Genomic DNA, 22692 nt, shown 5'->3' on the forward strand with positions numbered 1-22692 from the left:
GTTGTCAGGCCGTGCTGCGACGGGTGCGCACGACGTTGATGAGGACGGCGAAGAGCACCAGCGCCCCGCGCACGACCTGCTGGAAGTAGGGGTTGAGGCCGAGCAGCACCATGCCGTTGAGGAGGATGGCGACGAACAGCACACCGATGAGCGTGCCGACGACCGAGCCTTTACCGCCCGACATGGCAGTGCCGCCGATCACGGCCGCCGCAATGGCGTCGAACTCGAGCCCCTGGGCGATGTTGCTGTTGCCGGACGAGAGCTGGGCGGTCTGCAGCAGGCCGGTGATGCCAGCGGTGAAGCCGCTGATCGCCATGACGATGACCCGGATCTTCAGCACGTTGATGCCCGAGATCTGGGCCGTCCTCGCGTTGCCACCGACGGCGTAGACCGACCGGCCGAAGACGGTGAAGTTCGCGATGAACGCCACGACGACGAAGGCGATCACCAGGTAGAGCGCCGCCACCGGGACCCCGAGAATCCGGCCGGTCCCCCAGTAGAAGAACTCACTAGAGTCGATCGGGATCGGGAAGGTGTTCGTCACCAGGTGTGCGGCGCCGCGTAGCGCCAGGAAGAGCGCCAGCGTGCCGATGAAGGTGGGCACGTTGAACACGTGCCGGATCCACCCGACGAAGGCACCCAGGGCGATCGCCACCACGAGCGCGATGAGCGCAGCGAGCGGCATCGGCACTCCCATGGAGACCACCATGTAGCCCACCAGCGACGACGTCAGGGCCGCAGACGAGCCAACCGACACGTCGATCTCTCCCGAGACGATGACCAGGGTCATCGCGAAGGCGACGATGCCGAAGAATGCGGCCTGCTGCAGCACGTTGAGCAGGTTCGCCATCGTCAGGAAGTTCGGGGCCCAGATCGAGAGCAGGACGAACACGATGATGAGGACCGCCAGCAGCCCCGTCCCCTCCCAGGACAACGCGCTCCGCACACCGCTCACGGGCTTGTCGACGGCGTTCGCTCCGACGTTCATGCGAGATGCCCTTCCTTACCAATCATCGCCAGGGCGAGTAGTCGTTCACTGGTCGCCTCTGCGCCGGGGAGTTCCTCCCGGACCCCGCCGTCGCGCAGCACGAGAACCCGGTCGCACACCTGGCTGAGCTCTTCCAGCTCAGACGAGACGAAGACCGAGGAGACGCCTGCATCCGCCAGTTCGCGGATGAGGTCGTAGATCTGGCGCTTGGCGTCGACGTCCACACCGCGTGTGGGCTCGTCGAGGAGCAGCACCTTCATGTTTCCGGCCAGGCAGCGGCCGATGACGGCCTTCTGCTGGTTGCCGCCCGACAGTGTGCCGATCGGCTGCTTCAGGCCAGAGGTCTGGATGCGGAGCTTCTGGACCAGGCTGCGCGAGGCGGCGCGCTCCCCTGCGATGTCCAACAGCGGTCCGCCGACGACTCGGGATCTCGCCGACAGCATCATGTTTTCCGAGACGCTGAGGATCGGCACGATGCCCGTCTTCTTGCGGTCCTCGGTGGTCATGCCGACGCCGGCGTCGAGCATCTTCCCGGGGCGTCTCGACGTCATCTGGCGGCCCAGGACTGCGACGGTTCCCGTAGCGTCGGACCGCTGACCGAAGATCGCCTCGAGCAGTTCGGTGCGGCCGGAGCCCAACAGTCCAGCGAAGCCGAGCACCTCACCTCGGCGCAGTTCGAAGTTCACATTCTCGAGGATGCCGGGGATACTCAGGCCTTCGACCGCGAGGACTACCTCGTCGGACACTGTCTGCTCATCCAGCCGCTCCTTGGCCACGGTCTCCCGTGCCCGCTCGTCGGTGCCGGCGATCATCCTGGCCACCTCGGCTGCGCTGATGTCGGACACCTTTCGCGTCGCCACTTCGCGGCCGTCGCGGAGCACGGTGAGGGTGTCCGCGACCTGTGGGATCTCGCGCATCCGGTGCGACACGTAGATGATGGAGACGCCCTGGCTGGCCAGGCGCCGCAGGAGTGCCAGGAGAACCTCGACCTCGTTGGAGTTCAGAGCGCTCGTCGGCTCGTCCAGGATCAGCACCTTGGGCTGCACACTGAGCGCCTTGCTGATCTCGACGAGCTGCTGCTGGGCCGTCGACAGTCGGCTCACCGGGCGCGACAGCGGCAGGTCTACGCCCAGCATGGCCATGGCCTCGGACGCACGTCTGCGGATCTCCGCCTTGTCGATGAGGCCGCCGCGGCTGGGCCAATGACCCAGCGTGATGTTCTCGGCGATGCTGAGCTCGGGCACCAGGCTGAACTCCTGGTGGACGACCGTGATCCCCCCGTGCTGGGCCGCGAGCGCGCTGGACCAGGCGACGGGCTGGCCGGCGAGACGAATCTCGCCGGCCCCCTTGTCTGGCTGCTCCACTCCCGACAGGAGCTTGACGAGGGTCGACTTGCCCGCGCCGTTCTTGCCGAGCAGCGCGCGCACCTCCCCCTTGTGCAGGGTCAGCGACACTGCGTCGAGGGCGCGAACCCTGCCGTAGCTCTTACTGAGGCCCTCGCACTCGAGGACGACCTCGTCGGGATCGATCACCGATTGGCCAGGTACTCGTCAACGGTGGTCTGGTCATCCGTCCGGTAGGTGATGCCGGGGATGAGTGCCTCGAAGGGCTCGTTGGTCTCGCCGTTGATGGCCTTCTTGACCATTTCGTACGCCTTGGCGGAGGTGCCCGCCGGATCCTGGCCGGTGGTCGCCTCGAGGGAGCCCTCCTTGACGAAGCCCGCGATCTGCTCCGAGATGTCAGTGCCGAAGACTGCAACGTCGGCGCCCGCCTGCTTGACCGCGGTCACCAGCGCGACGGTGCCACCCTCATTGGAGCCCCAAACCACGTTGATGGCGGGATTGGAGGAGAGCATGTTGGTCGCCACGGGGGTGGCGCGGTCGGCGAGGTAGCCCTCCTGATCAGCGGCGATCGTGAAGTCGATGCCCGCATCTTCCAGGGCCTTGATGAAGCCCGCCTTGCGGAGCTTGCAGGTCTCGGCGGCGGAGTCGCAGTTGAGGATGCCAACCGTGGCGGTGCCTCCGAGGTTGGCCTCGATGTACTCCGCTGCGGCCTCACCGGTGGCGGTTCCCAGCCCCGTGTTGTCAGACTGAGCGGCGCCGTCGACCAGCTCGGGCGTGAGGAAAGCGCCGGTGCAGTTGCCGGTGCAGATGAGCGGGATACCTGCGTCCTTGACGAGGCGAGCGGTGGCGACAGACGCGTCCGCGGCGACCGGCTGCATCGTGATGCCGTCAACTGCACGGGTGATGAGGTTCTGCACGCCCTGGGCCTCGTTGCCGGGGTCGTTGTTCGAGTTGAACGGAATGACGGTGCCACCGTCGGCACTGACGGCCTCCTCCATGCCGAGCTGAACGTTACGGAAGTAGTCGTCGCCTTGGAGCATGACGAGGCCGATCGTCAGCGGCTCGCCTCCAGCTGCGGGAGTGCTCTCATCGTCGGCGGGGGTGGTGGTCGGGTCGGCTGGGTCTGCCGGTTCAGTGGTCTCGGTGGGTGCTTCGGCCATCGTGGTTTCGCTCGCGGGGGTGTCGCCGGGGGAGGCGGTGTCGCCCTCACCACAGGCGGTCAGCACGAGCATCGACGCAAGGGCCGCGATAAATAGTCGAAGGAATTTGGTCAACATACGGATCTCCTATGACCTCGGGTGCCGCTCCTCTGCGGCAGCCATGAGCGGAACACTACGCCGGTGAGACAACGATGTCTTGGGAAGTCACCAAATTGTGACCGAACTGTCACCTGCGGCTTGCTTGGGTGGACGCCCACCTCGCCAACCCCTGGTGGGCGGGCACCTCTGCGTAGAGCGTGGCCTGGAAGGCGTGATACAGATCCGGCTTGCCCGCCCACGTATGGGTCACGGGTTTCTGCTCGGCGTCGAGTTCCGGGAACCAGGACCCGCTTTCGTGATCGACGAAGTGGTCGACGACGTACCCCCAGAGCTTCCCATAGGCCTCCGCGTAGCGGTCGTCGTCGGTGTGCAGTTCCAGGAGCCGGGCCGCACCCATCCCCTCTGCGGGCTCCCAGAAGAACCGCTCCTCCACCACCGGAGCACCGTCCCAATCGACGGTGTACACGAACCCGCCGGTTCCACGCCAGGCATCCTTGAACGCACCCGCGAAGAGGTGTTCGGCAGCCGGGAGCAGCCACGGCTCATGCACGCCCAGTCCCCGCAGCTGGAGCAGCAGCTTGGCCCATTCCAGCCAGTGCCCCGGCTGGGAGCCGTAGGGCCGGAAGGGGTGCCGCGGCTCGTCCTTGTTGAACTCCCACACGACGTTCCAGTCCTCGTCGAAATGCTCGGGGAGCCGCCAGGCTCCCTCGTCGGGCGAGGCTGCGCGTCCGGCGATGTGGCCCGCGATCCGCACCGCTCGCTGCAGCAGGACGGCCTCCCCCGTCGCCTCATAGGCATTGATCAATGCCTCAGTCAGGTGCATGTTGGCGTTCTGCCCACGGTAGGGGTCGAGCCGGGAGAACGTCCGATCGTAGGCCTCTACGGCCCTTCCGTCGCCTTCCCGCCAGTACCGGCGGTCGATCAGGTCCAGTGCCTCGTCGAGGAGCGCCCGGCCCTCGGTGAACCCCGCCATCGCGGCCGACGACGCGGCCAGCACGACGTGCGCCTGGCCGTAGAGCTCCTTCGCGTCGGAGGGGTTACTGCCCCCCGCCGTGGCGTACCACCCGCCGTGGATGAGGTCCTGCCCCGCTCCCCCGTGCAGATGCGCGAGCCCGTGCTCGACGACGTCAGCGGCACCCGGCCGCCCCAGCGCCGTCGCGATGGAGAAGCAGTGCAGCATCCGCGCGTTGAGCCACAGCTGGGCGCCTTGGTCGGGAAGCGGGCGGCCGACGTCGTCGAGATATGCGTAGCCACCCGATTCGAGGCACACGTGCGGTTGATAGAAATCGAGCAGCTCGTCGCGGTGGCGGCGCAGCTCGTCGAGGTGCGACATGGACGTCCTCGCTCTCCGATGAGATAACGTTGTCCAGCAACGGTACGCCATGTGCTGCAACAGCGTCTGGAATTGGCTGAAGCCCCCCCCGATCGTCTCCCTCACCTGGAAGTCGGCCCTGAGTCGGCGCGAGGGTAAGGGCTCGGAATCTGGTGGCAGTGCCCGACGACGTCCCTGACGCCAACGGTTCCACGGGGACGCCAACGGTTTCACCGCAACGCCAACGGTCACGCCCACTCGCCCCCGGAACCCATCGACGCCCCCGAGATATCAGGGGCGTCGATGGTTATCGTCGGCGAGTTCCGATCCACGTTGGCGTTGCGGTTTTCCGTTGGGGTTGCGGTCTCTGCGTTGGCGTTCTGGCACCTCCCACGGCACACCGCTTCCCTCGGTCGGTGCCGGCACGGCCAGAAAGCTGGGTAGCGGCCGCGAGGTCCGAGAGGCCGCGTATCGTTCCTCGCTCCCTACTCGGGGAGACGGCTAAGCACGACCTCGTTCCTCGCTCCCTACTCGGGCAGACGGTCGAGGATGGTTGGGGAGTCCGGCTTCTCGGACCCGCGCAGGATCAGCCTCGTGCCGAGCACCGTCCTGTCCGACACAGGAGGGGTGCCCTGCAGGATGCGGATGGCGATCTCGGTGGCCAGGGCGCCCATCCGGGCGACGTCCTGGCTGACCACCGAGATTCTTGGCCGCACAACCTCGGCCGCTTCGAAGTCGTCGAACGCGATCATCGGCAACCGACCACCCGAGTCGGCGAAGGCGTGCAGTGCGCCCATCGCGGCGCGGTTGTTGGCTGCGAAGATCGCGTCCGCCGCGCCCTCCGCCAGGAGGCCGCTGACAACGCCCCGGGCCTCCTCCTGGGAGTGTGCCGCGTGGGAGATCGGGCCGGGCGTGAGCCCTACCTGGGCCAGCCCGTCGAGGTATCCACGGAGCCTTTCGGCCATGGTGTAGATCTGCTGTGAATCCCCGACGAAGGCGATGCGCCGAGCCCCGTTGCGGGCGAGCTCGATCGCGGCTTCCCGCGCTCCACCAGCATTGTCCGCCAGCACCGCGGGCGCGCCGTCCAGCACGGCGGGTCGATCGAGGAAGACCACCGGAGGAAGGGGTGGCCGCAGCTGCGACCACGCCCTGCCGGGGTTCCGCGGCGGCACGATGAGCAGGGCGTCCACGCGCTGATCGATGAGCCGATCGACGGCCAGGTCGTGGCGCTCCCCATCCTCTTCGGAGCTGAACGTGGTCAGCAGGTACCCGGCCTGCCAAGCGACGGACTCGGCGGCGTGCGCCAGCGTCGAGTAGTAGGGGTTGGCCAGGTCGCTGGTGATGAGGCCGATCACCTTGCTCGTCCAGCCGGGGCGGATGCTGGCGGCGGCAAGGTTGCGACGGTAGCCCAGCAGTTCGATGGCCTCGGCGATCCGCACCCGGAGGGGATCGGCGATGTTCGTCTCGCCGTTGACGTAGCGGGACACGGTCTTCAGCCCGACCCCCGCCGCCGTCGCGACATCGCGCATGGTCGGTGGTCGGTCACCGGCCCCCCGAGCCAGTTCTGCGTTCATGCCGGTGAGCCTATCCAGTCAGTCCGTGCCGCCTCGCTGCGGCCACGGCTCTTCGCTGTAGGATAACGTTATTTCACCGAGTGGAGAAGGTTCTCCCATGACTGTCATTGCCGCTGGTCACCTCTGCATGGATCTCACACCGCATCTCGCCGGCCATGAGCCAGGGATGGAGCCGGGCGTGCTCTACGCCGTCGGGGCGCTCAAACAGCAACTGGGCGGATCGGTGGCCAACACGGGCGGCACGCTGGCTCGCCTCGGGGAGCGGGTGGACGTCCACGCGACGATCGGCGACGACGAACTCGGTCGGGTTTGCCGGCGAATGGTGGAGCAGACCGTCTCCGAGCGGGCTCACCTCGCCACGTCGTCGCTCGGCACGTCGTACAGCATCGTCATCGAGCACGGAGGCCACGACCGCACGTTCTGGCAGTACGAGGGAGCCAACGCGGACTTCGACCCACGAAGGGTGGATCTCGGGCCCGACGTGGACCTCTTCCACGTCGGCTATCCCTCCCTGCTGCCGGTGTTGTGCCGGGATCCACTCGCCCTTGCCGAGGCATTCGAGCAGGCCAAGGCCAAGGGCATCACCACTTCGCTCGACCAGGCACACGTGGCCGACGGCTCCGTGGCGGCGGAGGTCGACTGGGCCGGTTGGTTCAGGCAGACCATTCCCCACACCGACGTCTGGTCGCCGAGCTGGGACGACATGACCAGCGCCCTGCGGCTCGAGGGCGAGCCGACACGTGAGAGGCTGACTGAGCTTGCGTACACGATGCTCGGCTGGGGGGCGGCGGTCGTGCAGCTCTCCGCGGGGTCGTCGGGGTTCGTGCTCGCCACCGCCAGCCGCGAGCGGTTGGAACGCGCGGGAAGCGTGCTCTCCCCGGTTGCCGCTCAGTGGGCCGACCAAAGCCTGTGGTTCGCCGCCGAGAGCATCGATTCGCCGTCTACGACGGTGGGCGCTGGCGACGCCCTCACGGCCGGTCTGCTGCGCGCGATGAGGCTCGGGCTCTCCCCTGACGCGGCCGGTGCGTTCGCGCGCGACGTCGTCGGGCGTCATTTGCGCGGCGAGGATCTGGGCTCGATGACGGGTGAGCGGCGGTGAACCGGATCGTCGTCTTCGGCGCGGGCAGCGTGGGCCGCGGGTTCATCGGCCAGATCTTCGCCGAGGCTGGATGGCGCGTGACGTTCGTAGACCTGGAGAGCAGATTGGTGCAAGCGCTGAACACGGGGTCGTACCGCCACGTGACACTCTCGGACGAGGGCGTGGAGGAGACCACGATCACCGGCGTCGACGCGATCGATGGACGCGACACAGCTGCCGTCGCCTCGGCCGTCGCGTCGGCTGACTTCCTCGCCACCTCCGTTGGGGCTGCCAACCTCCGACACATCGCGCCGACGATGGCGGAGGGCCTACGGCTCCGGATCAGTGAGCGTCGCGGGCCTGTCGACATCCTGCTCGCCGAGAATCTCCACGGCGTCGGGGGCGAGATGCGCTCGCTGCTCGCCGACGCGCTCGGCGACGACGCCGACGCGGTGCTCGCGCAGGTCGGGACGCTCGAAACCTCGATCGGGAGGATGATCCCCGTGCCGAACGAGCAGCGCCGCGAACACGAGCCCGGCTGGGTGGCCGTCGAGCCGTACCGGGAACTCCCCCTCGACGTGGCCGCCTCGCGCGCACCCCTCCCCGACGTCCCCGAGCTCGTCGGGCGCACGGACGTGCCGTTCGCGTTCTACTCGGACCGGAAGCTCTACCTCCACAACCTCGGCCACTGCCTGACGGCTTACCTGGGCGAACTGCTCGGTGAGGATGAGATCGCTGAGGCCATCCGCCGCCCGCAGATTCATCGCATCGTCCAGACGGTGATGGCGACCGCTGCTGCGGCGCTCTCCCTTGAGTACGGCGAGCCCCTCGCCTCAGTGCAGGCCAACGCCGACGACCTCCTGCGTCGCTTCCACAACCGCGCGTTGCACGACACCGTCGAGCGGGTCGGGCGCGACCCCCAGCGCAAGCTCGCGGAGGGCGACCGGTTCCTTGGCGCGCTCGCGCTGGCAGCCAGGCACGGGCTCGCCCGCCCCATCACGGTTGCCGTGGCTGTTGGTGCCGACAAGCTGCTGGGTTCAGTCCCCGCCGATCAGCGCGACTCGGAACTGGATCGGATCCGCAGCGTCGTCGCCCATCACGGCGGCGAGGACCAGTTGGCGGTCTTCGACGAGGCCCTGTCAGCACTGAGAACTTCCCCCGATCTGGAGCGCCTCGCCTTACTGCTTGATCCCTGAGCTCGTCCGCCTGATCCCTGAACTCGTCCGCCTGATCCCTGAACTCGTCCGCCTGATCCCTGAGCTTGTCCGCCTGATCCCTGAGCTTGTCGAAGGGTCACGACCCCGACCGTGTTCACCGCCCCGTGGTCAGGAGGCTAAGAGCGCTCGTCACTGCACAGGAGTCAGGCGTAGGTGATCTCGATGAGGTGCGGCACGTAGACCTCGGAGTCGATGAAGGTCATGTACGTGACCCGGCCCCCGTCCTTCGCGAACTCCGGGTGCTCCTTACCGGCGTTGAACAGCGACTTGGAGTTGGTCTTCTCCGGCCGGTAGACCACCTGGGGCTCGCTCCAGGGCCCCCACATCTCGGGGGTGGTGCGCATCACGAGGATGTTCTCGCGCCGGTAGGTGGTCAGGGAGACGTAGCAGCCGAGGTAGTCGTTCCACGCCGCGGACATCTCGTTGGGCACGTTGTCGAAGAGGCTTGCGGTGGGCTGCCACGTCGACGACCACTCGGGGGCGACGTCGGGTTGCTCGTGGGTCGGGGCCGCGACCAGGTACTCGTAGGCGTCGAGGTTCTCGAGCTCCCCGGGGCGGACGCGAGCCAGATACATCTCGCCGCTCGACTTCTCCTCCGGCTGCACCGAGCCCCACAGGTAGAGCCACCCGTCCACTTCCTGAATGAAGACCCCGAAGCCTGGTTCGTTCCCCTTCCAGAACTCGTGAGTCCCGTCGGGCGCGACGAGGCGTTCGAAGTAGAAGTCGTCGTCGGCCTTCGCGATGCCCATGCCGTCGAGCTGGAAGGTCTCGAAGACGTCGAGCTTCTGGTCCATCGTGATGCGGTGGTAGTAGAGGTAGAGGTGTCCGCCCTGGTATGTGCCGTGGATAGCCCAGAGGCGCTGGGTGGACTTGTGCTCGGGCGGTTCGAACCTGATGAGCTGTCGGGCTCTGCTGCCGTCAGGCTCTGTGAGGTAGGCGAACTCCTTGATGCCGTCGGAGATGTCCTGCTTCGGCACGATGGCACCCGTGTTGGACAGAACCTCCGTGAGCTGCAGGTAGCGGACGGTCTCGAAGGGCCCCTCGAGGGTGTCGCCGAAGATCCAGAAGGTCTCGTCCCCGGGCAGTTCGACGGACGTGACTGCGTCCTGCCCCGAGATGTTGACGTCGTTGTTGAGGAACTGCACGCCGAGGTCGCGCACGGAGGCGACCAGCGGGCTGTCTGAAAGAGCCATGTTCCAACCTAGCAAGCACGAATGCGCTGGGCGATCACGTTCGTCCTGAAGAAACGATGCGCCGTGCCTCATATAGGCATGGGAGTACGTTTTTTCAGGGTGAAACCAATCGCTTCGGCAAACTCAGCGCGTCACATCACCCAGCAGCCGCCATCACCAACGCCCGCCCGAGAGGGGCCGAAACAGGGACCGAGTCGACGGTCGCCCGGAGGCGGTAGGTGCTGACCGTCACGACCCCCTGGCTGTAGGCAGTGGACACGGTGGTAGACGCGGCACCCTGCAGCCATCCGTTGAACAACCCGGACGCGACGACGGCGGGACGGATCGCGTTCGGGATGCCGCTTTTGATCACCAGATCGCCCAGGATGTCCTCGAAGGCAATGCCGAGGACGGTGTCTCCCGGGATCGCCGCGAAGGGTCCGCTCCGGTGGAGCCAGTCGGTGCGGGGCACCCAGTCCCCGTCTTCGGAGCGTGGCTTGAGCCGGGCGAACGTCAGCAGATCGAACGCTCCGCCCAGCGCGTCAGCGTCTTCAGCAAGGACGAGGACGCGTCCGCCGTTGCGGGCGTAGCGCTGGGCGTCCGCGCCGAAGTGCGCGGTGACCCACACGACACCGGGGGCGGGCGTGGTCAGGTCCAGCGAAGCGACATCAATGGTGTCGAAGCCCAGCTTCTCCGCCCAGGCCCGCATCGCCGGCTCGGCCACGGCGACCGTCGGCCCTTGCGCACCGGCGAACGCAGCCGACGTGACGATCACGTCGGCCTCGTCCCGGGCCACGAGCGTGTCACCCTCGTAGAGCTCCGCCCTCAGCACACCCGAATTCACCAATCCGTCCGAGCTGTTCGACCCGCCCGGCTTCAGCCACGTCGCCGTGACCGACGGTTTCTGCTTCGTCGCCGGACAGTTGGCGGTGGACCGGGAATTCAACATCATCGGTGGCGACAGCCTGTACGAGCAGACGGTCGCGGCGCTGGGCAGCTGCCTCACGGCCTTGGAATCGGTGGGACTCGGCTGGGCGCACGTGGTTCGTCGAACGATCTACAAGTTGCGTCCCGAGGGATACTTCAGCGACATCCTGCCGGCCCTCCAAGAGGTCGTCCCGGGTCAGCAGCCGCCGCAGACGCTGATCGGCATCCCAGCACTCGCGGTCCCAGGGACGCTGATCGAGACAGCGCGTGGACTGCACACAGGGCGTCACGACCCACGGATGATCGCTGCTGCCACGGTCGCCCCTCCACCGAGGATGCTCAACAGCCTCCTCGTGCCACTAGCGGCATCACGGTAGGCCCACTCCATCGGAGCATCCGACCTCCACCCGGCGGCAGCGAACATGTCGCCGAGAGTCTCGCGGTCGCGCCAGACGTCCAGCCCTCCGGCTACACCCAACAACTCGATCAGGCCTGCGTCCACCTCGTATTGGCGCTTGCCAACCGGAATACCATCCACAACTGCCCGCCAAAGCTTCTCGGGTGCCTCGATCGCCGTGCGGCCCTTGGGTGTCAGTACCAGCACCCCCTTGTACTTCCTCACCAGCCCCACTCCCATGGCCGCTTCACGGAGGTTCAGCACTGGGGGCGTGTTGATCTCGGTGGTCGGCTGGAACGGGTACCGCTGTAGGACCTCGGGGCGAAGGCCGGCGAACAGCTCCTTGACCACCTTCGGCGGCAGGTACCCGGCCTGGGTGAGCTTGATCCCATCGCTGCCCACCCGTTCAAGGAGCAGGCGCAGGTCGGCGACGACCTCCTCAACCTGCTCGTCGCTGATGGGTTCCCGCCTGTCGACGGCGACCGCCAGTTTCCGCACCAGCGTGGGCTGCTCAACCGACAACCTGACGATCAGGCCCAGCACCTCCGAACGCCAGCCCTCCATGGTCGGCCACTCGATGCCGTCGAGCGCCTCATTTGCCTCATTCACATCGAAGCACTCGGGGTCGAAACCCGGCGGCGCCCAGTCGCGCAGCGTCTGCGCCCAGGCTGGGTCGACGTCGTGAGCACGCCCGGCGAGAACGTCAAGCAGCCGCTCATACCCAGGCACCCCTCCCACGTCCTCAGGCGGGCAGGCCCGTTCGCCGGCCAGGCACCGCACCTCGGTGAAGGGCTCAGCCTGAATGGATTCGAGGATGATCCTGTGCTCCCAGCCGTCGCCGAAGTCGTACTCGTAAGACAGGCGGTCTCCGAGCGAGCCGAGCACCTCGTCCAGACGCACGTCAACCTCCGGCGTGCCGTCATCGCCTTCCTCAATATCGAACTGCGTGACGAAGGGCGCGATGTTGTGCTCCAACTCGCCCGGGCCCATCCGGAAGGCGTGGAGGTGGCTATCGGTCCAGCCCATCGCGGCTTGGAGCACGTCATGGAGAGCATCAAGGGTGAGGTCGCTGGGCACCACCACCTGCCGCCAGATGGGTGGCTCGATGTACTCGAGTTCGATCCGCAGCACGTAGGCCACACGCTCTGCGCGAGGCGGAAGCAGAGTGGGCTGTCTCTGTGTGGGCAACGCCATCCCCGGGTGCGCGCCAAGGCGCACCAGGAGCCCGTCGATTCCGCCCGATTCGGCAATGATCTGATCCGCCAGTTCGTCGATCTGTCGCTGCCTGTCGCCGTCTTGAGCCATCTCCCTCACCCACGATCCTGTCCGAGCGCCCTCAACCCACATCAGGAACGTGCGCGTCTTCCCGTTGCCTGCTGGCGGGGTCATCCCCGAACGGCTACTTCTCCCACAAGCGGCCCCCACCACGTTGATCTACTTGTCCACACATCCGCCTTTCGACCGGGCCAGGATAGCCATTGGCGATGTGCGCGAAGCAGTGAACCGCGACTCGCGCTTGATGAGTGAGTTCTCACTCACTACACTTTCCAGGTGACCCGCGCTGCCCCCATGCCCCCCGACGAGCGTCGGGCGTCTCTCATCGACGCGACGCTCCCGCTCCTTCTCCAACACGGACCCTCGCTCACCACCAGGCAGGTGGCCGAGGCCGCCGGCGTCGCGGAGGGGACAATCTTCCGGGCGTTCAACTCTCTACCCGACCTCATCGACGCCACCACGCGGGAGGCCATGTCGGCCGAACGACTGACGCGCGAGCTGGATTCCCTGGAGCTCGGCGACACCCTGGACGAGAAGGTCACCACCACCCTCGAGCTCTTCACCACCAGGTTCGCCCGCATCCGCACGCTGCTGATGGCCGCCCACGCCCGCGAGCACCACACCTCCGAGTGCATGCGCGACGAGCTGGCCTCGCGCCGCGCCGAGCTCGACGCTTGGCTCACGAGCCGCTTCGCCGTCCACGCCGACGAGCTCTGCACCTCGCCCGAGACGCTTGTCAGCTATCTCAGGACGCTCGCCCACGGCCACGCCCTCACGCTGCCCCCCTCTCCCCTCTCCACCGCCGACCTCACGCGCCTTGCCCTGCACGGTGCCAGGAAGGAGCAGTAGATGCTCAAACGACTGGCGCGGCTCATCAACCGCTACATCCGCCCCTACTGGGGCCTGCTCTCCATCGTCATCGTGCTGCAGACAATCGCCACGATCATGAGCCTGTACCTCCCCACCCTCAACGCCCGCATCATCGACGAGGGCGTCGTCGTCGGCGACACCGGCTTCATCTGGGGCACCGGCGGGATCATGCTGATCCTCTCGGCCGTCCAGGGCGCCGCCCAGATCGGTGCCGTGTGGGCCGGCGCGAACGCCGCCATGCAGTTCGGGCGCGACGTCCGCGGCGCCATCTTCGAGCGCACACTGTCGTTCTCCGCGCGCGAGATGAACAAGTTCGGCGCACCCAGCCTCATCACCCGCAACACCAACGACGTGCAGCAGGTGCAGATGCTCGTGCTGATGACCTGCATCATGCTGGTGTCAGCCCCCATCACGATGGTGGGCGGCGTCGTCATGGCGCTGCGCGAGGACGCCGGGCTGAGCTGGATCATCCTGGCCGCCGTCGTCATCCTCGGCGCTGGCATCACCGTGCTGATCCTCAACATGGGCCCACTGTTCGAGGTCATGCAGAAGCGCATCGACACGCTCAACCGCGTCCTGCGCGAGCAGATCACCGGCATCCGCGTGGTGCGCGCGTTCGTCCGCGAACCGCACGAGGCGAAGCGCTTCGAGAAGGCCAATGCCGAACTGGTCGACACCACCACGACGGTCGGCCGCCTCATGGCGTTCCTGTTCCCGTTCGTCGGTTTCATCATGAACATCTCCACCGTCGCGGTGATGTGGTTCGGCGGCTTCCGCATCGAATCCGGCGACATCCAGGTGGGCCAGCTCACCGCCTTCATCGCCTACCTCATGCAGATCCTCATCTCCGTGATGATGACGACGATGCTGCTGGTCATGGCGCCCCGCGCGGCCGTGTGCGCCGACCGGATCATGGAGGTGCTCGACACCGAGAGCTCCGTCGCCCCGCCGCGCGAGCCCGCCGTCACCCCTCCCGCCGGGGGGTCCGTGGTCTTCGATCGCGTGACCTTCTCCTACCCCGGGGCCGAGGCTCCGGTGCTGCGGGACGTGTCGTTCGAGCTGACCCCCGGCACGACGACGGCCATCATCGGCTCGACGGGCGCCGGGAAGTCGACGCTCGTGAGCCTCGTGCCCCGCCTGTTCGACACCACGAGCGGCCAGGTCTTCGTCGACGGCGTCGACGTGCGCCACTACAACCCTGACGACCTGTGGGCCCGGGTCGGCCTCGTGCCCCAGAAGCCCTACCTCTTCTCCGGCACCATCGCCAGCAACCTTCGCTACGGCAAGCCGGACGCCACCGACGACGAGCTGTGGGAGGCACTGCGCATCGCCCAGGCCGACGACTTCGTCCGCGACAAGGACGGCCAGCTCGAGGCGTCGGTCTCGCAGGGCGGCACGAACGTCTCGGGCGGGCAACGACAGCGCCTCGCGATCGCGCGGGCGCTGGTGAAGAAGCCGAGCATCTACGTCTTCGACGACTCCTTCTCGGCCCTCGACGTCACCACCGACGCCCGCCTGCGGGCAGCGCTGAAGCAGGTGACGGCCGACGCGGCGGTGCTCGTCGTGGCCCAGCGCGTGTCGACCATCACCGGCGCCGACCTCATCCTCGTCATCGACGACGGCGAGATCATCGGGCGCGGCACGCACGACGAGCTGCTGCGCACCAACCCGACCTACCAGGAGATCGTCGAATCCCAGCTGAGCGCAGAGGAGACGGCGGCATGAGCGAGAAGACCACGCCAACCACGGACGCGACCGCACCGATCAAGGCCAACCCCCGCCCCGAGCACGGACCCGCCCGCATGGGGCGCGGCCCCGGCCACGGCATGGGCGGCACGGGCGAGAAGGCGGCCAACTTCAAGGTGTCGGTGCGCCGGCTGCTCGGGCACCTCCGCCCCCAGCGGGCGTCGATCGGCTTCGCGATCACCCTTGGTGTGCTGTCGGTGGCGCTCGCCGTCGTCGGCCCCAAGATCCTCGGCCGCGCGACCGACCTCCTGCTCGCCGGGTTCCTGGCCCGCCAGCTGCCGCCCGGCCTCACGCGGGAACAGGCCATCGCGGGTGCCGAGGCGGAGGGCAACGGCGACTTCGCCGACCTGCTGCGCCGTCTCGACTTCACGCCCGGCCAGGGCATCGACTTCGACGCCATCGGATCGGTGTTGCTGCTGGTGCTCGTGCTCTACGTCGTGAGCTTCATCTTCAGCTACGTGCAGGGCTGGGTGCTCAACGGCGCCGTCCAGCGATCGATCTACCAGATGCGCCAGGAGGTCTCCGCGAAGCTTGACCGGCTGCCGCTGCGCTACTACGACAAGCAGCCCCGCGGGGAGGTGCTGAGCCGCGTCACCAACGACATCGACAACGTGTCGCAGACGCTGCAGCAGACGCTTTCGCAGCTGCTCAACTCGCTGCTCATGGTGATCGGCGTGCTCATCATGATGTTCTACATCTCGCCGATGCTCGCCATCGTCGCGCTGGTGTCGGTCCCCATCGCGATGGTCGTCGTCGGCGTGATCGGCAAGCGGTCGCAGAAGCTGTTCGCGCAGAACTGGAAGTCGACCGGAGAACTCAACGCCCACATCGAGGAGGCCTTCACTGGTCACTCGCTGGTCAAGGTGTTCGGGCGTCAGCGCGAGGTCCAGGAGGAGTTCCGGCGCCGCAACCAGGAGCTCTACCAGGCGGGCTTCGGGGCGCAGTTCATCAGCGGCATCATCATGCCGGTGATGTTCTTCGTCGGGAACCTCAACTACGTCGTCATCGCCGTCCTCGGCGGGCTGCGCGTGGCCTCGGGTCAGATGAACATCGGCGACGTGCAGGCGTTCATCCAGTACTCCCGGCAGTTCACCCAGCCGCTGACGCAGGTGGCGTCGATGGCGAACCTGCTGCAGTCGGGCGTCGCGTCTGCCGAGCGCGTGTTCGAGCTGCTCGACGCCGACGAGATGACCGACGAGCCCGACGGCGAACTGACCGTCTCCCGCGGCGAGGTCATCTTCGACGACGTCAGCTTCTCGTACTCGCCTGACAAGCCCCTCATCCATGGCCTCAGCCTGACGGCGGCCCCCGGCCAGGCGGTCGCCATCGTCGGCCCCACCGGCGCGGGCAAGACGACGCTGGTGAACCTCATCATGCGGTTCTACGACCTCGACTCCGGGCGGATCCTCATCGACGGCGTCGACATCTCGTCGGTCGCGCGCGGGGAACTGCGCGGCAACATCGGGATGGTGCTGCAGGACACGTGGCTGTTCGGCGGCACGATCCGCGACAACATCGCCTACGGCCGCCCGACGGCGAGCGAGGACGAGATCCTCGAGGCGGCCACCGCCACGTTCGTCGACCGCTTCGTCCACTCGCTGCCCGACGGCTACGACACGATCATCGACGAGGAGGGCTCCAACGTCTCGGCCGGCGAGAAGCAGCTCATCACGATCGCGCGGGCCTTCCTCGCCGACCCGAGCCTGCTCATCCTCGACGAGGCCACGTCGTCGGTGGACACCCGCACCGAACTGCTGGTGCAGCACGCGATGGCGGCGCTCCGGACCGGGCGCACGTCGTTCGTCATCGCGCACCGGCTCTCCACCATCCGAGACGCCGACCTCATCCTCGTCATGGAGGACGGCGCCATCGTCGAGCAGGGCACCCACGAGGAGCTCATCGCGGCCGAGGGCGCGTACTACGACCTCTACCAGTCGCAGTTCGCGGCGGCGATCGAGGGCTGAGTGGCGTTGGGATGGGGGTGGAGTTGCGTTGGGCTGGGGGTGGACTTGAGCAAATGAGATGGGTCGCGGAAACGTAACGCTGTTACCCCGGCGTGTCGCGGCGTTGACCCATCGCACTTGCTCAACTCACCCCTCCCGCCCCACGCTCGAAGTACACCGCGCAATCCACGGGGACTAGAGTTCCAACCATGGCCAATACAGAGGTGGAAGTCGGGGTCGCCCGGCAGGGCAGCCTGCGCGCGAACAACCTGTCGCTCGCGGCACGCTTCATTTACCGCTCGGCCACGCCCGTCGCGCGGGTTGACGTCGCCAACGCCACCGGCATGACCCGATCGACGGCGTCGCGCCTGGTCGACGACCTCGTCTCGGGCGGGATTGTCAGCGAGTCGGCGCCGACGCTCACCAACCGTCGCGGACGTCCCGCCGTCCCGCTGCGCCCCGCCGCCGGGACGCTGGTCGCGCTCGGGCTTGAGATCAACGTCACCCACATGGCCGCGCGCCTCGTTGATCTGACCGGCGACGTCATCGATGCCGCTGACGAGATGGGCGACTTCATCGGTGCCGATCCGGCGGAACTGTCCGCGCGGCTCGCCCGCATGGGGCGCCAGGTGCTCGACGCCCGCCCCGAAGGAACTCGGCTGGCGGCCATTCGGGTCGCGCTGCCCGGACTCGTGGACTCGACGACCAACGTGCTGCTCCGGGCCCCCAACCTCTCCTGGCACAACATCGCGGCGGGGGAACTACTCCGCGAGGCGGGCCTGACGGAGGTGGGCGAGGTCGACTTCGGCGTGGCCAACGAGGCCGACTGCGCCGCCTTCTACGTCGGCCACGACGCGCCCGGCCGGCCGTCGGCCTTCAACGACTTCCTCTACCTCTCCGGCGAGACCGGCATCGGCTCGGCACTACTGCGCAGCGGCCGTGTGGCGCTCGGCACCCGCGGCTGGGCGGGCGAGATCGGCCACGTCTGCATCTCCCCCGACGGCCCGCTCTGCCGTTGTGGTGCGCGCGGCTGCCTCGAGCGCTACGCCGGGACCGGCGCCCTCATCGAGCGCGCCGGCGTCGACGACATCAGCGACTTCCAGGCCCTTGTCGCTGCCGGGGACCACGACGCGCTCATCTCGCTCGACGAGGCCGGGCGGGCGCTCGGGATTGCCCTGTCCAACGCTCTCAACCTGCTCGACGAGACGACCATCGTGCTGGGCGGCGACCTCGCGCTCTTCATCGACCACTACCGCCCGCTCATCGAGCGCGAACTGGAGACGCGTCACCTGGCCCGCGCCTTCGTCGACGTGCAGCTGTCGGCCGCCACGCCGGACCACGCCGCCCCGGCCCTCGGGGCGGCCTACAGCGGACTCGACCGCGTGCTCGCCGAGCCCTCTCGCTGGTGCGACGCTTGATTAGTTGAAACTTAAACCTTATGCTGGGAGCATGACTCTCGCATCCAGCACGCACATGGGCCGCCTCGAGCTGCGCGTCCGCGACCTCGGGAAACAGCTCACCTTCTACACCGAGGGCGTCGGGCTCACCCCGCTGGCCGACGACGCGGGCGCGGTGACGCTGGGCCTCGGGAGCACCCCGGTGGTGCGGCTGACTGAGGCGCCGGACCTGCGTCCGGCACGGCGCAACGAGGCGGGGCTGTTCCACACCGCCGTCGTGTTTGACCAGTTGCCTGCGCTGGCGTCGTCGCTGGTCAGCATGTACCAGAGGTACCCCGAGACCTACGCCGGGACGGGCGACCACCTGGTCTCGCAGGCGTTCTACTTCACCGATCCCGAAGGCAACGGCGTGGAGCTCTACCACGACCGCCCGCGCGAGGAGTGGATCTGGCGGGGCGGCCAGGTGCAGATGGCCACTCTGTACATCGACCCGAACGAGTTCGTCGCCACGCATCTCGGTGAGGCCGACCCCGTCGACCTGTCCACCGCCAGCGGAACCCTCGGCCACGTCCACCTTCAGGTGGGCGACGTCCCGACGGCGAAGAGCTTCTACGTCGACGCGTTGGGCTTCGAGCAGACCTTCGAGCTCGCCGGCTCCGCGCTGTTCGTCGCCGCCGGCGGCTACCACCACCACATGGCGATGAACGTCTGGAACTCTCAGGGCGCCGGGCCGCGCCAGAACACGCTCGGCATGGGCGTCGTCGACATCGTCGTCCCGACTGCCGAGGAAATCGCCAAGGCCGACGAGCGCCTTCGCTTCGCCGGCCACACCCCCACCTTCGATGGCCGGACCCTCACCGTTCTCGACCCCTGGCGAAACGAGCTCCGGCTGAGCGTGGGCTAGGGAGAAAGTTGAGCAAATGAGACGGGTGAACGAATCGTAACGGCGTCACACCGGCGTGTCGCGGCGTTGACCCATCTCACTTGCTCAACTCACCCCTCCCCACCCCGGACCCGCGGAAACACCAACGGCCACCGGCGGTGGCTGACAAAATGGGGGGTCAACCGTCGATTGGAGCCCCATGACTGACTTCTGGACCCAAGACCCACGCGACGCGCTGCGCGTCGGCCCCGACTTCGACCTCGCCTCCTTCGACCGGCGGGGCACCCCGGGTTGGAGCGGAGACAAGGCCGCGGCGAAGGAGGCCATGGCCGGCCGCGCCGACCTGCTCAACGAACTGCAGGAGCGCCTCTACGCCCACGGCCGGGCGGGCGGGGACAAGCGGATCCTTATCGTCGTGCAGGGCCTCGACACCGCCGGGAAGGGTGGGATCGCCCGCCACGTGATGGGGCTCGTCGATCCCCAGGGCGTCGAGATGCACAGCTTCGGCGTCCCCACCGAGGAGGAGCGCGAGCACCACTACCTGTGGCGCATCGAGAAGGCCCTTCCGTCCGTCGGCAAGATCGGCCTGTTCGACCGTTCCCACTACGAGGACGTGCTCGTGGTGCGGGTGGACGAGTTGGTCGAGCGCGACGTCTGGGAGAAGCGCTACGACGAGATCAACGAATGGGAGAAGAACCTCGTCGACGAGGGCTACACGATCCTGAAGTTCGCCATGATGGTCTCCAAGGACGAACAGTCCCTACGGCTCATGGAACGAATCGACCGCCCTGACAAGCGGTGGAAGTACTCCACCGGTGATCTTGACACCCGCTCGAAGTGGGACGCCTTCCAGGCCGCCTACGCCGACGTGTTCCGGCTCACGTCGACCGATCATGCCCCCTGGTACGTCCTGCCCTCGGACCGCAAGTGGTACTCGCGGCTGGCTGTCACGGAGATCCTCACCCGCACACTGGTCGACTTCGACCTGCACTGGCCGAAGCCGCGCTGGCAGCCGGAGACCCAGCGGCGTCGGCTCGCCAGGGCCATGTCGCCCGAGGCGCTCGCCGAATCGTTGGCCGACACGGAGGCCATCGTCACCGAGGCCAACGACACCAGCCTCGCGGTGCGACGCGCCGCGGCGCTGCTCCGCCACGAGGAACAGGATCAAAGCGTCATCGACGCCGCCCTGGCGGAGATCGAGGCGAAGCGCCAGGAGTTGGCCGCCGACCTGGCAGCAACCCTCGAGCACAAGCGAGGCCTCCTGACTGAGGTGGCCCCGGAGCTTGTGCCCGACGTCGCCGGCGAGGACGAGCAGCCGAAGAAGAAGAGTAAGAAAAAGAAGTCCAAGAAAAAGGACAAGAAGAAAAAGAAGAAGAAGAAGTAGTTCAGCCGTCGGACGGGCCGCACATCGCGGCCCGTTCTTCGTTCTGCAGCCTCGACGACAGCCGCCGCAGAGCCTCGACTCGCACCTCCGGCGCGAGGCCGTCGAGAATCATCGACATCTCGCGGGTCACCACCTCGGCCTGCGAATGCCGCGGCACGTACTGCCACGCCCTGGCCACAAGCTCACGCTTGACGAGGTTCTTCTTCGCGAGCCGGTCGAGGACCGTCATCACCGTCGTGTACGCGAGTTCGCGCTCCTCGGAGAGCATCTGGTGCACCTCTGCCACCGTCTTCGGGGACGCGGAAGCCCACAGCAGTTCCATGACCCGCTGTTCCAGCTCTCCTCGTGACGGCATGCGCCCCAGCATAGAGGCCGCAGCGTCGCCTCGGTCCACTTGATTACGGAATTCCGACACCGGGTAGTAGCGTTGCTACATGGACCAAGTGACGCTGGCGCGGTGGCAGTTTGGGATCACCACCGTTTACCACTTCCTCTTCGTGCCGATCACTATCGCAATGTCGATGCTGGTCGCGATCATGCAGACAATGTGGGTGCGGACGGGTAAGGACGCCTACCTCCGCCTGACGAAATTCTTCGGAAAACTCTTCCTCATCAACTTCGCGCTCGGCGTCGTCACCGGCATCGTGCAGGAGTTCCAGTTCGGCATGAACTGGTCCGAATACTCCCGCTTCGTCGGGGACGTGTTCGGGGCCCCGCTCGCCCTCGAAGCGTTGCTTGCGTTCTTCCTCGAGTCCACCTTCATCGGACTGTGGATCTTCGGGTGGGACAAGCTCCCGAAGAAGATCCACCTGCTCACGATCTACATGGCCGCGTTCGGCACGATGCTGTCGGCCGTGTTCATCCTTGCTGCCAACTCCTGGATGCAGAACCCCGTCGGCACGACGTTCAACAACGGCCGCGCGGAGATCGCGGGCATCGAGGGCTTCCTCGAGGTCCTCACCAACCCCGTGCTGCTCGTCACCGTGCCGCACGTGCTGTCCGGCGCCTACATGGTGGCCGGCGGCCTGGTCGCGGCCATCGGCGGCTGGCACCTGGCGAAGATCAACCGCGACGGCGAGGCCAAGCCGGGCGACGAGCAGGCCTACCGCTTCGCCACGAAGTTCGGCGCCTGGGTGCTGCTGGCGGCGTCCGTTGTCACGGTCATCTCCGGGGACCAGCAGTCGAAGATCATGACCGAAGTGCAGCCCATGAAGATGGCCGCCGCGGAGGGCCTGTTCTACACCGAACAGAACGCCAGCTTCTCGATCTTCACCATCGGCAACCGCGAGGGCACCGAACCCATCCTCGAGCTCAGAATCCCCGGGCTGCTGTCGCTCATGTCCGGCCACGACGAGGTCAAGGGCATCAACAACCTCCGCGACGAGTACAACGCTGAGGGCTTCAAGCGCTTCGACGGGTCGCAGACCCAGCTCCAGGAGGAGTTCGCCGAGACGCTGGCCGCCAACTACGACGTCGACCCCATGCCCAACGTGGCAATCTCCTACTGGACCTTCCGGCTCATGATCGGCCTCGGGTTTGCGGGCATCGCGCTGGCCGCGTTCACGCTGTGGGTCGTGCGGAAGGACCGCCTGCCGAAGCCCGGACTGCTGTGGACCGTCGGCATGTTCGCGATGCCGCTGCTGCCGCTGTTCGCCAACTCCTTCGGCTGGATCTTCACCGAGATGGGCCGTCAGCCCTGGGTGGTGGCCGGTGTCATGCCGACGGCCGCGGGTGTCTCGCCGACTGTCTCCGCGGGCACCGTGCTGTTCTCGATGATCGTCTACACGCTGCTGTACGGCGCTCTCGCCGTCATCGAGGTGTGGTTGTTCCTCAAGTACGCGAAGGCCGGTCTGCCCGACGTCGCGCCGGTCGAACTGCAGACTGATCCCGACGCTCCGATGACGTTCGCGTACTGATCAGGGGACAA

18 protein-coding genes and 1 pseudogene are annotated in these 22692 nt (G+C 67.1%); 10 read left to right on the forward strand and 9 right to left on the reverse strand.

The annotated features are described in order from the left end of the window. Positions 1-4: 4 nt before the first annotated feature. From RPIT_RS12725 to RPIT_RS12745, 5 genes are all read right to left on the reverse strand, one after another. The gene (locus RPIT_RS12725) at positions 5-988 is read right to left on the reverse strand and encodes an ABC transporter permease (RefSeq protein WP_077343789.1); all 984 of its coding nucleotides are present in this window, start codon (positions 986-988) and stop codon (positions 5-7) included. Beyond that, positions 985-2520 carry a sugar ABC transporter ATP-binding protein gene (locus tag RPIT_RS12730; RefSeq protein WP_077343790.1) on the reverse strand — a complete coding sequence of 512 codons (1536 nt, stop codon included), beginning with the start codon at positions 2518-2520 and terminating at the stop codon, positions 985-987. Before RPIT_RS12730 ends, RPIT_RS12725 begins: the two co-directional genes overlap by 4 nt. Then, positions 2517-3608, reverse strand: a complete 1092-nt coding sequence (locus RPIT_RS12735; RefSeq protein ID WP_077343791.1) for a substrate-binding domain-containing protein — start codon at positions 3606-3608, stop codon at positions 2517-2519. The genes RPIT_RS12730 and RPIT_RS12735 overlap by 4 nt, the downstream gene beginning before the upstream one ends. 109 nt (positions 3609-3717) lie before the next feature. After that, on the reverse strand, positions 3718-4923 hold the full coding sequence (locus tag RPIT_RS12740; protein ID WP_218121579.1) for an AGE family epimerase/isomerase: 1206 nt from the start codon (positions 4921-4923) through the stop codon (positions 3718-3720). 506 nt (positions 4924-5429) lie between these two features. Next, a complete protein-coding gene (locus RPIT_RS12745) occupies positions 5430-6476 on the reverse strand; it encodes a LacI family DNA-binding transcriptional regulator (protein WP_077343792.1) in 1047 nt (348 codons plus the stop codon). Between the two features lie 97 nt (positions 6477-6573). Here RPIT_RS12745 and RPIT_RS12750 point away from each other — a divergent pair, with 97 nt between their 5' ends. Together RPIT_RS12750 and RPIT_RS12755 are read left to right on the forward strand one after the other, a co-directional pair. Next, positions 6574-7575, forward strand: a complete 1002-nt coding sequence (locus tag RPIT_RS12750; protein WP_077343793.1) for a carbohydrate kinase family protein — start codon at positions 6574-6576, stop codon at positions 7573-7575. Continuing rightward, positions 7572-8750: a mannitol dehydrogenase family protein gene (locus tag RPIT_RS12755; protein ID WP_077343794.1), complete on the forward strand. Its 1179-nt coding sequence runs from the start codon at positions 7572-7574 to the stop codon at positions 8748-8750. The genes RPIT_RS12750 and RPIT_RS12755 overlap by 4 nt, the downstream gene beginning before the upstream one ends. A gap of 164 nt (positions 8751-8914) precedes the next feature. Here the strand turns inward: RPIT_RS12755 and RPIT_RS12760 are convergent, their stop codons facing one another. After that, positions 8915-9964 carry a DUF4185 domain-containing protein gene (locus RPIT_RS12760; RefSeq protein WP_162274557.1) on the reverse strand — a complete coding sequence of 350 codons (1050 nt, stop codon included), beginning with the start codon at positions 9962-9964 and terminating at the stop codon, positions 8915-8917. Between the two features lie 136 nt (positions 9965-10100). Then, entirely contained in the window at positions 10101-10895 is a 795-nt protein-coding gene (locus RPIT_RS12765) for a hypothetical protein (RefSeq protein WP_157633354.1), read from the reverse strand. Between RPIT_RS12765 and RPIT_RS16190 the strand changes: the two genes are divergently transcribed. Continuing rightward, a complete protein-coding gene (locus tag RPIT_RS16190) occupies positions 10873-11247 on the forward strand; it encodes a Rid family hydrolase (RefSeq protein ID WP_418361385.1) in 375 nt (124 codons plus the stop codon). The genes RPIT_RS12765 and RPIT_RS16190 overlap by 23 nt on opposite strands. Here RPIT_RS16190 and RPIT_RS12775 read toward each other — a convergent pair. After that, the gene (locus tag RPIT_RS12775; protein ID WP_162274559.1) at positions 11157-12572 is read right to left on the reverse strand and encodes a plasmid pRiA4b ORF-3 family protein; all 1416 of its coding nucleotides are present in this window, start codon (positions 12570-12572) and stop codon (positions 11157-11159) included. The genes RPIT_RS16190 and RPIT_RS12775 overlap by 91 nt on opposite strands. Before the next feature lie 246 nt (positions 12573-12818). Here RPIT_RS12775 and RPIT_RS12780 point away from each other — a divergent pair, with 246 nt between their 5' ends. The 6 genes and pseudogenes from RPIT_RS12780 to RPIT_RS12805 form a co-directional block, all read left to right on the forward strand. After that, the gene (locus RPIT_RS12780; RefSeq protein ID WP_077343799.1) at positions 12819-13391 is read left to right on the forward strand and encodes a TetR/AcrR family transcriptional regulator; all 573 of its coding nucleotides are present in this window, start codon (positions 12819-12821) and stop codon (positions 13389-13391) included. Continuing rightward, positions 13392-15137 (forward strand): ABC transporter ATP-binding protein, encoded by a 1746-nt coding sequence (locus RPIT_RS12785; RefSeq protein ID WP_077343800.1) that lies wholly within the window; start codon positions 13392-13394, stop codon positions 15135-15137. Further along, positions 15134-17122, forward strand: a complete 1989-nt coding sequence (locus tag RPIT_RS12790; RefSeq protein WP_077343801.1) for an ABC transporter ATP-binding protein — start codon at positions 15134-15136, stop codon at positions 17120-17122. Before RPIT_RS12785 ends, RPIT_RS12790 begins: the two co-directional genes overlap by 4 nt. Before the next feature lie 188 nt (positions 17123-17310). After that, on the forward strand, positions 17311-18519 hold the full coding sequence (locus tag RPIT_RS12795) for an ROK family transcriptional regulator (protein ID WP_077343802.1): 1209 nt from the start codon (positions 17311-17313) through the stop codon (positions 18517-18519). Positions 18520-18550: 31 nt separating this feature from the next. Then, positions 18551-19402 (forward strand): VOC family protein, encoded by an 852-nt coding sequence (locus RPIT_RS12800; RefSeq protein WP_077343803.1) that lies wholly within the window; start codon positions 18551-18553, stop codon positions 19400-19402. A 182-nt stretch (positions 19403-19584) separates the two neighbouring features. Next, positions 19585-20426 (forward strand): annotated as a pseudogene (locus RPIT_RS12805) (PPK2 family polyphosphate kinase); the annotation flags it as partial. Positions 20427-20766: 340 nt separating this feature from the next. On the opposite strand, the gene RPIT_RS12810 reads toward RPIT_RS12805, so the two are convergent. Next, positions 20767-21120, reverse strand: coding sequence for a BlaI/MecI/CopY family transcriptional regulator (locus RPIT_RS12810; protein WP_162274560.1), 354 nt, complete (start codon positions 21118-21120; stop codon positions 20767-20769). 79 nt (positions 21121-21199) lie between these two features. On the opposite strand from RPIT_RS12810, the gene RPIT_RS12815 reads away from it, so the two are divergent. Further along, positions 21200-22681, forward strand: a complete 1482-nt coding sequence (locus RPIT_RS12815) for a cytochrome ubiquinol oxidase subunit I (protein WP_077343805.1) — start codon at positions 21200-21202, stop codon at positions 22679-22681. Positions 22682-22692: the final 11 nt, after the last annotated feature.

Source organism: Tessaracoccus flavus (assembly GCF_001997295.1).
GTDB lineage: Bacteria > Actinomycetota > Actinomycetes > Propionibacteriales > Propionibacteriaceae > Arachnia > Arachnia flava.